The following is a 15,165-nucleotide window of genomic DNA, read 5'->3' on the forward strand; positions in this document are numbered from 1 at the left end:
CCCATGATCCACAACCGCCTTGCCCCCTATGGCGCCTTCACCATCCGTGCCGCCCTCGGCATCATGTTCATCGCCCATGCCTATCTGAAGATCGCCGTGTTCACGGCGCCGGGCTTCGCCGGCTTCCTCGGCCAGGTCGGCTTCCCGCCCTTCCTCGCCTGGCCCATCATCCTGGCGGAACTGATCGGCGGCATCGCCATCCTGACCGGCTTCTACGCCCGCATCTTCTCAGTGGCGCTGTTGCCGGTCCTGCTCGGAGCCCTGCTCGTCCATGCCCCAAACGGTTGGGTGTTCAACGCCCCCAACGGCGGTTGGGAGTACCCAGCGTTTCTGGCCGCCGCGGCCATCGCCCACGTCCTGATCGGTGACGGCGCCTTCGCTCTCAAGCCCGTGACCCTGCCGGCCAACTCCGCCCCCGCGCTCCGGCCGCGAATCGGGTAACAAGCCTGGCCATGGAAGCTGCCGGTGCGGATCTGCGCCGGCAGCCGCACGTCTTTTGGGAGATCGTCATGGGCGAACCGTTCAAGAACCTGGCTTGGGACGATTTCCGCCTGATCAAGGCCATCGCCGATGTCCGCAGCCTTCCCGCCGCCGCGGCCCTCCTCGGCATCAACCATTCCACGGTGTTCCGCCGGCTCGGTCAGATCGAGGAGGCGCTCGGGGCCAAGCTCTTCGAGCGCCACCGCAGCGGCTACACCCTCACCACGCCCGGCGAGGAGATGGTCGCCCTGGCCCAGCGGGTCGATGAGGACATCACCGCCTTCACGCGCAAGATGGCCGGCCGGGAGATCGCGCCCGCGGGCGAGGTGCGCGTGACCACCAACGACTCGCTCCTGATCCACCTGCTGACCCCCCTATTCGTGAAGTTCCGCAAGACCTACCCCGACCTGCGTCTCGACGTGGTGCTGGCCAACCAGGAGCTGAACCTGTCGAAGCGGGATGCCGACGTGGCGATCCGCGCCACCGACAGCCCGCCCGAGAACCTCGTCGGCCGGCGGGCCGCCACCATCGCCTGGGCGCTCTATGGCCGCGCGGACGATTTCCCCGATCCCGAAACTCTTGATCCGGAGAGCCTCTATGACCGCGACTGGGTGTCCCTCAGCGACAATCTCGCGATGCTCAAGGCCGTGAGGTTCGTGCGCGAGCATGTGCCGCCGGAGCGGATCGGCTACAAGGTCAACACGGTGCTCGGCTTGGCCGAGGCCGTCGAGCGGGGGCTCGGCATCGGCCACCTTCCCTGCTTCATCGGGGATGCCCGGCCGGGGCTCGTCCGGATTGGTCCGCTCAATCCCGACTTTTCGGCAGGCCTTTGGCTCCTCACCCATTCCGACCTGCGTCAGTCCCCGCGCGTGCGGGTGCTCCTCGACTTCCTGGCGGCGGAGATCGCGCCGCAACGGAATCTCATCGAAGGCTTGTGAACGGACAAGCCGACCGGGAGAGATTGAATTGACGCGGAAGGTATGCGCAGACTCGGTTCCAGATGGCAGCAAGAGGATTCACGCTCCAGTCGTTCAGTCTTCGCTTCTGCCGGATCCCGCGCAGCAAGAGCATCAATAGATCAAGGCAGGGGACGAACCAGTGAGCTTGCCGTTGCATGAGAAAGGTCACTCCGAGCGGCAGGATCAGGGTCCCGTTTCGGAAACTATTCTTAGAAACGCTTCCGAGATCGCTTTCGGTCCGTTCCGGCTCCTCCCTTCCCAACGTTTGCTGCTGCAGGATGGCGAACCGGTCGCGCTGGGCGGCCGTGCCTATGACATTCTCCTCGTCCTGACGAGCAAGGCAGGCGAGATCGTCAGCAAGGATGAGATCTCAAGTGTCGTCTGGCCGGGGTTGTTCGTCGACGAGAGCAATCTCCGGGTGCAGGTTTCCTCCTTGCGACGGGCCCTTGGCGAGAGTTCCTCCGGCAAACCCTATATCGTCACCATCCCGGGCCGAGGCTACTCGCTTTCGGTCGATGTGACAGCGACGGAGGCGCCGGCCAAACAGCCCGCTTTCAACCCAGGTCCGGCGCCGACCGCACTGAACGTCCCCCTACTCCTGAAGCAGCTCGTGGGCCGGGAGGAGCTCGTCGCCCTGGTCGACTCGAAACTGTCGCAAAGGCTGGTGACGCTGGTCGGCCCCGGCGGCGTGGGCAAAACCTCATTGGCTCTCACCGTCGCCCAGAACGCCAACAGGTTTGCGGATGGGGTCCGGGTCGTCGAGCTCGCCACGTTGGAGGATCCGCGGCTCGTTTCCACGGCGCTCGCCTCGGCCCTGGGCCACCCGGTGCGGTCGGAGAACCCGCTTCCCGGCTTGCTGGCCACGTTGCGCGACAAGCAGATGCTCTTGGTGCTCGACAACTGCGAGCATCTCATCGAGGCTGCCGCCAGACTCTCCGAACAGATCATGATCGAGGCCCCGGCCATCAGCGTCATCGCGACGAGCCGCGAGCCTCTGCGCGCCGAGGGGGAGAACGTCGTCCATGTGACGCCGCTCGCGTTCCCCGCGGAAGGCGGGAGCCTCTCTCACGAGGCGGCCCTGGCCTACCCGGCCCTGCAGCTGTTCCTCCTGCGGGCGAAGGCCAGCAACGATGGTTTCGCGCTCCTGGAGACCGAGGTCCCGCTGCTGGTCGAGATCTGCCGCCGCTTGGATGGCATTCCTTTGGCGATTGAGCTGGCGGCGGCGCGGGTGCACGCCTTCGGGATCGCGGGCCTGGCATCCTTGATGGATGACCGCTTCCGCGTCCTGACGAGCGGGCGCAGGACCACGCTGCAGCGCCATCAGACGCTTCGCTCCGCCATCGACTGGAGCTACGAGATACTCTCGCCCATGGAACGCACCGTGCTCAGGCGGCTCGCGGTCTTCCAAGGAGCGGTCTCGCTGGCGGCGGCGACCGCCGTGGCGGGCGCAGACTTCCTTCCGGCGGAATTCGCGGACATCGTGGCCGACCTTGTGCTGAAATCGCTCGTTGTGGCGGAGGGGGCGCCGACGATCCGTTATAGGCTGCTCGACTCCGTGCGGGCCTATGCGCGGGAGAAGCTCTCAGACAGTGGCGAGGACCTCGAATTCGCGCGCCGCCATGCCGAATTTTTCGCGGCGGCCCTCTCCCGTCCCGCGGGCGACCCCGGGCCTGCGTCGGAACCGTCCCTTACGCGGAGCGATTCGGAGATCAGCAATGTGCGCGCTGCCCTGGACTGGTGCTTCTCCGCGCAGGGTGACCGCAATCTCGGGGCCACGCTCACGGCCGCTGCCGTTCCGCTTTGGCTGAGCCTGTCCCTGCTGGAGGAGTGTCGCGCGTGCGTGGAGCGCGCCCTGACTGCGCTTGGACCGGCAGCCGCCCAGGGTGGTCGTCGTGAGATGCAGCTCTATGCCGCCTTGGCGGGCGCCACGATCAACATCAGGGGAGCCAGCCTGGAAACGGAAGTCGCCTGGTCGGCCGCCCTCGCCATCGCCAGGCGCTTGGGCGATGTTGATTACCAGTTGCGGACGTTATGGGGGCTGTGGCTCCACCACTATACGAGTGGCCCCCACAGCGAAGGCCTCGCGACCGCGCATCGCTTCCAGGAGATCGCCAGGGGCGCGGGCCGCGACGATGACGTTCTGATTGGCTTGCGGATGGCCGGCGCGGCGCATTGGGCCCTTGGCGAACTGGCCGACGCCCGTCGCGTGGTCGAGCAGATGCTGGCCCGGTATGTCGCGCCGGCCGACCGGTCGCATCTTGCCCGCTACCACTTCGACCAGCGCGCCGCAGCGACCGCTGTTCTTGCGCACACGCTCTGGCTGCAGGGCTTCCCGGACAGAGCCATGCGCATCGCGTTGGACATCGTCGATGAGACGAGTGCGCTCCAGCATGACTCCTCGGAGTTCGCCGCTGTCGCCCTTTGCGGTTGTCGGCTGGCGCTTCTGACCGGGCATCGTTCCGCGGCCGAGCGCCTCGTTAACCGCCTCCAGGAGCTCACGAAACGTCAGGTCAACTACGGCAACTGGGTACGGGCCTACAGCGCCCAGATGCTGATCGCCCGAGGAGACGCGGAAGCGGGGTCGCAACTCTTGAAGACCGCCCTGACGGAGCTGTCGGCGACGGCCTTCCATGTGCAGCATTCGCCCTTTCAAGCAGCCCTGGCGGAAGGGCTCGCGGCGGCGGGCCGGGTCGCGGAAGCGATGGCGGTGATCAAGGAGGCGCTGGCCGGAAGCGAAGCGAAGGAAGAACATTGGTGCAGAGCCGAACTCATGCGCGTCAAAGGCGAGATCCTGCTTCGCGGCCCGACAGAGCAATCGGAGGCGGCCGAGCAGGCCTTTGCGAACTCGCTGGCCTTGGCGCGCATGCAGGGAGCGCTCGCTTGGGAACTGCGGACCGCGACCAGCTTGGCACGACTGTACAGGTCGCTGGAACGCCCTGAGGACGGTCTCGACCTGCTCGCCCCGGTCCTCGCCAAATTCGAGGAGGGCTCCCGGACGGCCGATGTCGCCGCAGCCGCGGCTCTCGCAAAGGCCCTCGCGGCCCGAAGAAGCACCCGGTCCTCCCTCTCCTGACCGGATCCCGCCGACAGGAGCTCCCTTAGCGATTCCAAGCCTCGCCCGACGCCTCCCAGGGTCGCCGGAAGCGACCCCGCTCGCGAGGGCGCCGCGCATTTGCGCCATTTCACGGAAATTCACGGCGATTAACTCCCTGTCCGGACCGGATCCAGGCACTGTGACTGCGGACATCGGCGGCCCCAACGAAAACGCGATGATCCACGCAGACCTCCCGGGGCGCACTTCACGCCGGGAGCAGCAGGCCAACAACTCCTTGGAACAGGAGGATGCGAACAACTTGGTCGAGCCATCGTCCGCATGGCCCGGGCTGATCAACCTATCACGTGAGGACCCGGTCCAATGACGATGCTCACCACCGGGGATGGAACGCAGATCTACTTCAAGGACTGGGGGAGCGGCCCTCCGGTTGTTTTCAGTCATGGCTGGCCTTTGAACGCCGACAGCTGGGAAGCGCAGATGCTGCACTTGGCCGCCAACGGCTACCGCTGCATCGCGCATGATCGCCGCGGGCATGGTCGTTCCAGCCAGCCTTGGCATGGCAACGACATAGACACATACGCAGATGACCTTGCCGAGTTGATGGAATGGCTTGATCTGCAGGAGGCCGTGTTGTTCGGCTTCTCCACCGGGGGCGGCGAGGTTGCCCGTTATGTCGGACGCCATGGCACGAAACGCGTCGCGAAACTCGGGCTGATCGCAGCAGTTCCTCCGCTCATGCTGCGGACCGAGGCCAATCCCGGCGGCACGCCCATCGAGGTATTCGACGGGATCCGCGCCGCCTCGCTGAACAACCGTGCCGACCTGTACCGGGACCTCGCCGCGGGACCGTTCTTCGGGTTCAACCGGCCCGGCGCCAAGCCTTCCCAGGGCCTCATCGAGTCCTTCCGAGCGCAGGGCATGTTGGCCGGCCACAAGAATACTTATGACTGCATCAAGGCCTTCTCGGAAACCGACTTCACACACGACCTCAAGACCTTCGACAGACCGACGCTGATCCTGCACGGGGATGACGACCAGATCGTGCCAATCGATGCGGCGGGACGCGCGTCCGCGCGGCTCGTGAGGGACGTCACGTTCAAGGTCTATCCGGGCGGGCCGCACGGCATCACCGAAACCCACAAGAATCAACTCAACGAGGACCTCCTGGCCTTCGTGAGAGCCTGAGCTTGCCCGACCGGTCATCGGTGCGCTGGTCGGAGCCCCACACGGAACACAGCATCGAACGAAACCCTAACGCGAGGACAACCCATGCCCAAAGCCACTCCCACCCCCGGCTCGACGCTCGTCAGCCCCACCGATCACGCCCTGATCCTGATCGACTTCCAGTCGCAGATGTCGTTCGCGACCAAGTCCATCGACGCGGTGAACCTGCGCAACAATGCGGCCCTGATCTCCGAGGCGGCCGCCGGCTTCAAGGTGCCGACGATCCTCACCACGGTTGCGGAGAAGAGCTTCTCGGGCCCCATGTTCTCCGAGATCACCGACGCCTTCCCGGGCCAGAAGCTCCTCGACCGCACCTCCATGAACACCTGGGAGGACGCCGCCGTCATCGACGAGGTGAACCGGATCGGGAAGAACCGTCTGGTCTTCGCCGGCCTGTGGACGTCGGTCTGCATCGTCGGCCCGACGCTGTCGGCGCTCGACCAGGGCTTCGAGGTCTACATCATCACCGATGCCTGCGGCGACGTCTCGACCGAAGCGCACGAGCGCGCCGTGGAGCGCATGATCCAAGCCGGCGTCCGGCCGATGACCTCGCTGCAATACCTGCTGGAGCTGCAGCGCGACTGGGCCCGCACCGAGACCTACGACATGACCACCGGCATCGCGAAGAAGTTCGGCGGTTCCTACGGCCTCGGCATCATCTACGCCAAGACCATGTTCGGCGCCAGCGAAGGCGCTCACGGATCCGCCCCGGCCGTCGCGGCCGAATAAGTCATCGAAGGCAGGTGTCCCGCCCCCTGCCGAAGGGGCGCCGCGTCGGCATCGATGCGTCGCCCTCCTCATGCATTCCACCAGGGAGGCGTTGTTGAAAGTCTACCTTCTGTCGCTCGGGGCCGGCCTGCTGGTCGGCATCATCTACAGCCTGATCAACGTGCGCTCGCCGGCGCCGCCGGTGGTCGCCTTGGTGGGGCTGCTCGGCATCCTGGTCGGCGAGCAGATCCCCCCTCTCATCAAGAGTTTCTGGCAGAAGGAGTCGGCGACGCAGTCCTGGTCGCATCAGGTCCGTCCGCACGTCTTCGGCCACATGCCGGAAGGGGCCAGATCCTCGCAACAGACCTCCGATGCCCAAAGGAGGACGTCATGACCACGCGCCGCACGTTTCTCGGCGCCGCAGCGGGCTTTGTCCTTCACGGATCACACGCGTCCGCCGGCGCTTCAGACCCAACCCAGTCCCTGATGGGAGCCACGTCCATGCAAGCCGACCTGATCCTGTTCAACGGGAGGATCACGACCCTCGACCGCCAGCAGCCGGAAGCATCGGCGCTGCTCATCCGGGACGGACGCTTCGCGGCCGTCGGCGACGAGCAGGAGGTGATGCCTCTCGCCGGACCGACAACGCAGCGGATCGACCTCAAGGGCCGGCGCGTCATTCCCGGGCTGATCGACAGCCACATGCACATCATCCGCGGCGGGCTGAACTACAACATGGAGCTGCGCTGGGACGGCGTGCGGTCCCTGGCCGACGCCATGCGGATGCTCAAGGAACAGGTCGACCGCACGCCGGCCCCGCAATGGGTGCGCGTCGTCGGCGGCTTCACGGAGCATCAGTTCGCCGAGAAGCGCCTGCCGACGCTCGACGAGATCAATGCAATCTCCCCTGACACGCCCGTCTTCATCCTCCACCTGTATGACCGCGCCCTGCTCAACGGCGCGGCCTTGCGGGCCGTGGGCTACACGAAGGACACGCCCAATCCTCCCGGTGGCGAGATCCAACGCGATGCGAACGGCAACCCCACGGGCCTGCTGATCGCCAGGCCCAACGCCACGATCCTGTATGCGACCCTTGCCAAAGGCCCGAAGCTCCCGCCCGAATACCAGAAGAACTCCTCGCGCCACTTCATGCGCGAGGTGAACCGCCTTGGAGTGACCGGTGTGATCGATGCCGGTGGCGGCTTCCAGAACTATCCGGACGACTACCAGATCATCGAAGAGTTGCACCGGGAAGGCCAGCTCACGGTGCGCCTGGCCTACAACCTGTTCACGCAGAAGCCGAAGGAAGAGCTCAAGGACTTCGACAGCTGGTCGAAGCAGGTCAGGCCCGGTCAGGGCGACGATCTCTACCGCCACAACGGCGCGGGCGAGATGCTGGTGTACTCCGCCGCCGACTTCGAGGACTTCAAGGTCGAGCGGCCCGAGATGCCGCCCAACATGGAAGGCGACTTGGAGCCGGTCGTCCGTCTGCTGGTCGAGAACCGCTGGCCGTGGCGGCTGCACGCCACCTACAACGAGACCATCACACGGGCGCTCGACGTGTTCGAGAAGGTGAACCGCGACATTCCCTTTGACGGCCTGCACTGGTTCTTCGACCATGCCGAGACCATCGACGACCGCAACATCGACCGCATCGCGGCCCTTGGCGGCGGCATCGCCGTCCAGCACCGGATGGCCTTCCAGGGCGAGGATTTCGTCGAGCGGTATGGCAACAAGGCGGCCGAGCGCACACCGCCCATCAAACGCATGCTGGAGGCCGGCGTACCGGTCGGCGCCGGCACAGACGCCACCCGCGTCGCCTCCTACAATCCCTGGATCTCCCTGTCCTGGCTCGTGACCGGAAAGACGCTGGGCGGCCTGACGCTCTATCCAAGTGCCAATCGCCTGGATCGCAAAAGCGCCCTGCGGCTGTGGACCGAAGCCAACACCTGGTTCTCCAATGAGCCGGGCAAGAAGGGTCAGATCGTGGAAGGGCAACTGGCCGACCTGGCGGTGCTGTCCGACGACTACTTCGCCGTGCCGGAAGATGCGATCCAGGACATCACGTCGGTTCTGACGTTGCTCGGCGGCAAGCCCGTGCATGGCGACGCCGAGTTCAAGGATCTCGCGCCTTCGCTGCCCCCACCGATGCCGGATTGGTCCCCTGTCCGGAGCTATGGCGGCTACCAGCAGCGCGCCGGCAATGATGAGGCCCGCAAGTACGCCTTCGCGGCGGCAGCCTGCGCCTGCGCCAGTTCCTGCGGCGTGCATGGCCACGCGCATGCCAGCGCCTGGGGCGCCAACACGCCCACCTCCGACGCGCGCTCGTTCTGGGGCGTGCTCGGCTGCTCCTGCTGGGCCTTCTGAGGGAGTCCATCATGACTGATATCACCGCTCCCCGCCCCATTGCACAGGTGCTTGCTCTGCCCGGGCTCGACGTTCTGGCACGTCTTGCGCTCGCAGCGCCCTTCCTGATCAGCGGCGTCGTGAAGCTCGTCGATTTCGGCGGAGCCACCGCCGAGGTCACAGGCCTGGGCCTCCAGCCCGCGGGGCTGATCGCCGCCGCTGTCATCCTGGCGCAGCTCGGTGGCTCCGCTCTCTTCCTGACCCGCCGCTATTGCTGGCTGGGCGCCGGCATCCTGGCCGTGTTCACCGTCATAGCCACCTTGCTCGCGCATCCGTTCTGGATGTTCGAGGGTCCGGATCGGGGCCGCCAGACCGCAACCTTCTTCGAGCATACCGCCATCGTGGGCGGGCTCGCCGTTGCGGCCCTGTTCGTCGATTCCCGGAGAGGACAGTCATGACCGGAGCTCAAGGAACGGTCACCGAAGGGGCAGCGCCTCCCCCTCCACCGGGCACCTTCGCGCCCCTGCGCCACCCTCTCTTCGCGGTGATCTGGACCGCGACGGTGCTCGGCAACGTCGGCACCTTCATGCGCGACGTGTCCTCCTCCTGGCTGGTGACTGAGATCTCCGCCTCGCCGGCCGCGGTCGCCATGATCCAGGCGGCGGGCACCCTCCCGGTCTTCCTCCTCGCCATTCCGGCCGGCGTGCTGTCCGACATCCTCGACCGGCGCCGCTTCCTGATCGCCATTCAGATCATGCTCGGCATCGTGAGCTCAACGCTCGCGTTCCTGTCCTGGACGGGATCGGTCACGGTCGAGAGCCTTGTCATCCTCACCTTCCTCGGCGGAGTCGGTGCGGCGCTCGCAACCCCGGCCTGGCAGGCGATCACGCCTGAACTCGTCCCCCGATCCGACCTCAAGGGCGCCGTGGCGCTGAACTCCCTGGGCATTAACATCGCACGCTCCATTGGCCCGGCCCTGGGAGGCTTCCTGCTGGCAGGCCTCGGAGCCGCGGCGGTCTATGGCCTCGACGTGCTGACCTACATCCTCGTCGGCGGGGCCTTGCTCTGGTGGCGGCGTGAGGCTGATGCGGACGATGGCCTGCGGGAGCACTTTGGCGGGGCGCTGCGAGCGGGCCTGCGTTATGCCCGCGCCAGTCATGACCTGCACCGCATCTTGTGGCGCGCGGTGCTGTTCTTCGCCTTCGCCAGCGCCGTCTGGGCGCTTCTCCCCATCGTGGCCCGCCAGGAGATCGGTGGCGGCCCGAGCTTCTATGGCCTGATGCTCGGCAGCGTCGGGGCTGGCGCCATCTTGGGAGCGATCCTGCTGCCGCGGGTTCGCGCCCGGCTGGGGCAGGACCGGCTCGTGCTCGCCATGTCGCTCGTGACGGCCGGCGCGACCGCCCTGCTCGCCCTGACGAACTCCGAGATCGTGGCGATCATAGCGACCTTCGTGCTCGGCATCGCCTGGATCGCCATGCTGACCACGCTCAACAGCACCATGCAGGCCATCCTGCCGAACTGGATCCGGGGCCGTGGCCTGGCGATCTATCTCACGGCGTTCAATGGTGCCATGGCGGCGGGCTCCCTGGGCTGGGGCTTCCTCGCCCAGGAGATCACGACCGACACCTCCCTGATCGTGGCGGGCATCGGCCTCGCCGTCGCGGCGCTGCTGGCGCACAGGGCTCCCCTGCCGAGCGCGGAAGGCGATCTCACGCCCTCGCTGCATTGGCCCGAGCCCGCGATGGCCGAACCCGTCGCGCATGACCGGGGACCGGTGATGATCATGGTCACCTACCGCATCCGGCAGGCGGATCGCTCCGCCTTCCTGACGGCGCTTGAGCGTCTCTCCGAAGGGCGCCGCCGCGACGGCGCCTACGCCTGGGGTGTGTCCGAGGATGCGGCGGATCCCGAGCACATCGTCGAGTGGTTCTTCGTCGAGTCCTGGGCCGAGCACCTGCGCCAGCACAAGCGGGTCTCGAAGGCCGACGCCGATGTCCAGGCCGAGGCACGCCGCTTCCATCAAGGAGCCGAGCCGCCTCTCGTGCAACACTTCCTGGCGGTCGGCAGATCCGGCCGGGACCCGCATTGAGATTGCGGCGCGGAGCGATTGCGCTGCGCGATCAGCCGCACATCGCCCGTCCCGTCACCCGCCGCGACGCCTGTCTGGGCGCCGCGGCACTCCTAGCCCTCCTCGCCCTGCCGACGGCATCGGGCGCGGCGGAAACAATCACCCAAGCGCAAGAAAGACTACCAATGGGCACGATCACGACGAAGGACGGAACCAAGATTTTCTACAAGGACTGGGGCACGGGACAGCCGATCCTGTTCTCGCACGGATGGCCGCTGTCCGCGGATGCCTGGGACGGCCAGATGCTGTTCTTCTGCCAGCAGGGCTATCGCGTCGTTGCGCATGACCGCCGCAGCCACGGCCGCTCAGACCAGACCTGGAACGGCAACCACATGGATCAGTACGCCGACGACTTGGCTGAACTGATCGAGACGCTCGATCTGCGCGACATCGTGATGATCGGCCATTCGACCGGCGGTGGCGAGGTGGCGCACTACATCGGCCGCCACGGCTCCGCGCGTGTCGCGAAGGTGGTGCTCGTCGGAGCCGTGCCGCCGCTGATGCTGAAGACCGAGACCAATCCGGAGGGCACGCCCATGGAGGTCTTCGACGGTATCCGCCAGAACACGGCGGGAGACCGCTCACAGTTCTTCAAGGATCTCACGATCCCGTTCTACGGCTTCAACCGCGACGGCGCGAAGGTCAACGAAGGCTTGCGTGAGTCCTTCTGGCTGCAGGGCATGATGGGCGGCATCAAGGGCGAGTACGATTGCGTCCGGGAGTTCTCGGAGGTCGACTACACCGAGGACCTGAAGAAGATCGACCGGCCGACACTCATCATCCACGGTGACGACGATCAGATCGTGCCGATCAAGGCCTCGGCCGAAAAGGCCGCGAAGATTGTCAAGGGCGCCCAGCTCAAGGTCTATCCAGGCGGATCGCATGGCTTGGCGCAGATCGAGGCGGACAAGTTCAACGCCGACGCCCTTGCCTTCATCAAGGCTTAAGGACAGGGCTGACCCACCTCGGGGAACATCCCGCCATCACGCGGAATAGGCCGGAAGTGCAGTGGCTGAGAGGCCTACCACGCCTATCGTACAGTCGACCGACAGCAAGCTAGGGAGCACAAAGGATGAGTGATAGCAAGACTACGGCATTGGTTCAGGCGGCAAATCACGGCGTCGCCTGGGAGAAAGCCTTCGGATATGCGCAGGCGATCAAGGTCAAGGATACGATTTACGTCTCTGGGCAATTGAGCCACGACTCTGCGGGCAACCTTGTGGCTCCGGCCGATCTCGATGAAGCCGGAAAGCCGCAATCATTCGACAACATGGAAGCGCAGATCCGCCAGACTTATGAGAATGCGCGGATCCTGCTGGCGCAGTTCGGAGCCTCATTCGATGACGTCGTCGAGGAGACACTGTACGTGCTGGACGTCGACGCCGCATTCAGTGCGGCTTCCAAGGTTCGCAAGCAGGTTTATGGTGCAGAGATACCCCAGCTCGCGAGCAACCTTATTGGCGTGTCACGGCTCGCCTTCCCGCAACAGCTCGTTGAGATCACGTTCCGCGCTGTCGTGGATCGATAAAGCGCTTTGGCGGAAACGTTGGGAAGGCCGCTCGGCCCACGCCGGGCGGCCTTCTCTATGGCGATGGTCCGTTGCGCCTTTAGTGCCCGTTTTAGAAATGTTCTAAGATGACTGCCCGGGTCCGAAACGGCAACCATTAAGCCCTTCGGAAGCCCTCCAAGGTAGCGATTTCAGCCTCTCCCGTCCTCGAAAAGCCGGTCCGAATAGCTCAAGATCCGAATTTTCAAACGGGCACTTAGACCTCTGGACTCTTCGGCCGCTTTGGGTCAAAAAGCGACCAAGATTAAGCGAAACGAACGTCCACTTACCCCGGCAGTGCCGACCCTCGGCCAGTGTGCAGGACGTAGATCTCGGCAGTCACTGTGTTCGCTCAGCGAAGCCGGGTGAGTAGCTGCACTAGCTTGACAGTGAAGCTTCATACAGGGGATAAGGCCCGCCCCTGCTAGCCTCCGAGGGGGACCTGAAGGAGTGTAGCTCAATCGGCTAGAGCACCGGTCTCCAAAACCGGGGGCTGGGGGTTCGAGTCCCTCCACTCCTGCCACCAATGAGCAATCTTACCTTTCCCGAGCCGCTGCCATTGCAGTACCCATGGTAGTCGAGCCCTGATCCAAGCAAACACTGAGTCATACAAGGCTCGCAGTTGAGGTGAATGTCCTCGCCTGAACGCCTGAAGATTGATAAAGCGTCGCCGGAACAGGCGGAAGCGATCAGATCGATGCTGACGCGGCAGAGGGCTGAAAAACTCGCGGCGGAATGCTTGGACCTGACCGACGATGCCGCCGTGATCCGCATCCTTACCGACGCCTTCGAATCTGCAGCGGCGGCCGAACTATTCAAGGCCGCGTGGGAATTGGCGAAAACGCAATAGCAGCCGTCTGTTTCCAACTGATGGACAACAGAAACCCTGGAACATGCCAGGGCTTTTTGCCAGAGGAGCTTGAAAACGCGAGAGAGAATGTTGCAACAGCAAGCGGCCTATCGTCCACTGCCGCCCTATGCACGGGCAGGATGCGCAGAGGGTCAAATGAACTGATCGAAAAAGCTGCGATGTCGCTTTTTGAGTTCGGAAAGGCGCTTGCTCGCCTCAAGAGTTGATATTTCGCCCCGCTCATGCATCTGGCGAACCTTGGCAGCCTCGTCCTTCAGCTCTTCTAGTTGATGCGAATGGTTCGAACTGCGCTCACTACCTAGATGTTCTTTGACGGCTGCGCCCATTCCCAGCCTCCTGAATGAGTTCTCCGATGTGGCTCGGTATCGGTTCGCATGTAACGACTATTGCGTTCGATCTGTTGCAGCAAAATGCATAAGGCCGTTTACAGTCGATAGAAACAAAACCTCGAGCTACTTTCTCGTTGCCTTCACACACCACAAGTGGAAAGAAGAAGATTGACCTGTAATCTGCATGTGATTGCGTTGGTCTGGCAACAGAACCTTTCCCGAACTCTCGCAAATCATGCACGACACGAGGCAAAGCACCACTCATACATGCGATTTGCCCTAACATCCGATCTGGGTCCACCTCCCGGTTAACGGGCCTCGTATTGCCGGGGTTCCGGTAGCGGACCTTCATTCGGTTCCGGCTGCTGCCAGCGTAGAGGACAAGTGAAACCGATATGTCGCCGCTCCTCGACTTTGTGATCTGGCGAGAAAAGACCTCCAACACGCCCAAGCATGCCCGTATCGCGTCGTCGCGTTCTATATCGTTCAGCGTTCCTCGAACTTTATGAGCGACCAGAAGATCGCCAAATCGAACAACAATGTCAGTCTGGTTATCGTCCGATTGGATTGCCTTCTCTTTTGAGAGGTTATCGAGGAAGGAAACCGCGCTGTGTCCGACGAAAATCGCCCCAGCTACGCCGGTCGCCAACAAACCCGATATAGAGCCATAGACCCATGCGACTACCAGGGCAGACGAGGCCGAGCCGGTTTTTGCGAGCCAGTGCAGAACGCCAGAAATTCGAAACTTCCGGGGGACGCGGTTGTGGTAGAAGCCCTTCGACCATCGCATCAGTCTACGAGGCGGGGAATAGCTGTCTGCAATCCAGGACTGCACCAGCCTCTCATTTTTGTTGGTACGCGCGAAGGTAACCTGCTGATCGAATTAGAAGGTAGCAGCTTTTCTTACCTCATGCTGGCAATTGTCCAAGCGCCGAGATGGCACTTTTTGTGCATAGAAAAAGCCCCCGGCGGTCCAAGCTGAGGGCATTTCGGAATATGAACGATGGATCGCGCCCAAATTGTCACAATGCTACAAGTACTCTGTTCCGTCCACCTTTAGCGTATGATCTTGATCTTGATCGATCCGGTTCAGACGGATGGCCGAGGGTCCACATAGATCTATGACGCAAGCTCACTCATCGACGGTAGCCCTGACGCCCTTCGCGGAAGCATTCGCCGTCAACGCCGCCGGGCTAGGAGAAGCAACGAGGATACCTCCCACAGTCGGCATGAGCGCGATTCAGCTATCCGTGCTCATGCCCTATAAGTCCGCCCAACTTTTATCGGTCGGATTTAATAAAATATTCTCCATATGTGATCTCTAGAAATTGACCACGAGTGAAATCTCGGTGGTTTCAGGTCCCCGCAACCAACACTCAACCACACGGCCCACACAAAAGCCCTCGAAAAGTGAAAACCCCTGTACGTGAACAGCGTCAGGGGTTTTTGCTTGTCCGGGGCCTGCTGCCGCACCGGCACGAGCCGGCTTGCCCTCTTGCGTGCTTGTTGAGCATCGCAC

The 15,165-nt window shown here is 63.9% G+C and carries 13 protein-coding genes and 1 tRNA gene; 13 read left to right on the forward strand and 1 reads right to left on the reverse strand.

Annotation, left to right across the window (positions count from 1 at the left end):
- Positions 1-3 precede the first annotated feature (3 nt).
- The 13 genes from GR328_RS24655 to GR328_RS24715 all read left to right on the forward strand — a co-directional run bounded on the left by GR328_RS24655 (position 4) and on the right by GR328_RS24715 (position 13,296).
- Complete coding sequence (locus GR328_RS24655; protein WP_160888313.1) at positions 4-441, forward strand: DoxX family protein; 438 nt, start codon at positions 4-6, stop codon at positions 439-441.
- A 68-nt stretch (positions 442-509) separates the two neighbouring features.
- Entirely contained in the window at positions 510-1,418 is a 909-nt protein-coding gene (locus GR328_RS24660; protein WP_160888324.1) for a LysR family transcriptional regulator, read from the forward strand.
- Between the two features lie 172 nt (positions 1,419-1,590).
- Positions 1,591-4,512 carry an ATP-binding protein gene (locus GR328_RS24665; RefSeq protein WP_205790284.1) on the forward strand — a complete coding sequence of 974 codons (2,922 nt, stop codon included), beginning with the start codon at positions 1,591-1,593 and terminating at the stop codon, positions 4,510-4,512.
- Between the two features lie 342 nt (positions 4,513-4,854).
- Complete coding sequence (locus tag GR328_RS24670) at positions 4,855-5,679, forward strand: alpha/beta fold hydrolase (RefSeq protein WP_160888315.1); 825 nt, start codon at positions 4,855-4,857, stop codon at positions 5,677-5,679.
- An 84-nt stretch (positions 5,680-5,763) separates the two neighbouring features.
- Positions 5,764-6,447, forward strand: a complete 684-nt coding sequence (locus GR328_RS24675; protein WP_160888316.1) for a hydrolase — start codon at positions 5,764-5,766, stop codon at positions 6,445-6,447.
- 94 nt (positions 6,448-6,541) lie between these two features.
- On the forward strand, positions 6,542-6,820 hold the full coding sequence (locus tag GR328_RS24680) for a XapX domain-containing protein (RefSeq protein WP_160888317.1): 279 nt from the start codon (positions 6,542-6,544) through the stop codon (positions 6,818-6,820).
- Complete coding sequence (locus tag GR328_RS24685) at positions 6,817-8,793, forward strand: amidohydrolase (protein ID WP_160888318.1); 1,977 nt, start codon at positions 6,817-6,819, stop codon at positions 8,791-8,793. Before GR328_RS24680 ends, GR328_RS24685 begins: the two co-directional genes overlap by 4 nt.
- Positions 8,794-8,804: 11 nt before the next feature.
- Positions 8,805-9,230 (forward strand): DoxX family protein, encoded by a 426-nt coding sequence (locus GR328_RS24690; protein ID WP_160888319.1) that lies wholly within the window; start codon positions 8,805-8,807, stop codon positions 9,228-9,230.
- A complete protein-coding gene (locus tag GR328_RS24695; RefSeq protein WP_160888320.1) occupies positions 9,227-10,861 on the forward strand; it encodes an MFS transporter in 1,635 nt (544 codons plus the stop codon). The genes GR328_RS24690 and GR328_RS24695 overlap by 4 nt, the downstream gene beginning before the upstream one ends.
- A gap of 164 nt (positions 10,862-11,025) precedes the next feature.
- Positions 11,026-11,847, forward strand: coding sequence for an alpha/beta fold hydrolase (locus GR328_RS24700; protein ID WP_160888325.1), 822 nt, complete (start codon positions 11,026-11,028; stop codon positions 11,845-11,847).
- A 125-nt stretch (positions 11,848-11,972) separates the two neighbouring features.
- Positions 11,973-12,428: a Rid family hydrolase gene (locus GR328_RS24705; protein WP_160888321.1), complete on the forward strand. Its 456-nt coding sequence runs from the start codon at positions 11,973-11,975 to the stop codon at positions 12,426-12,428.
- A gap of 464 nt (positions 12,429-12,892) precedes the next feature.
- Positions 12,893-12,969, forward strand: a tRNA-Trp gene (locus GR328_RS24710).
- Between the two features lie 108 nt (positions 12,970-13,077).
- Positions 13,078-13,296 (forward strand): hypothetical protein, encoded by a 219-nt coding sequence (locus GR328_RS24715; RefSeq protein ID WP_160888322.1) that lies wholly within the window; start codon positions 13,078-13,080, stop codon positions 13,294-13,296.
- A gap of 152 nt (positions 13,297-13,448) precedes the next feature.
- Here the strand turns inward: GR328_RS24715 and GR328_RS24720 are convergent, their stop codons facing one another.
- On the reverse strand, positions 13,449-13,643 hold the full coding sequence (locus GR328_RS24720) for a hypothetical protein (RefSeq protein WP_160888323.1): 195 nt from the start codon (positions 13,641-13,643) through the stop codon (positions 13,449-13,451).
- Between the last annotated feature and the right edge of the window lie 1,522 nt (positions 13,644-15,165).

The organism is Microvirga makkahensis, from assembly GCF_009830105.1.
Lineage (GTDB): Bacteria > Pseudomonadota > Alphaproteobacteria > Rhizobiales > Beijerinckiaceae > Microvirga > Microvirga makkahensis.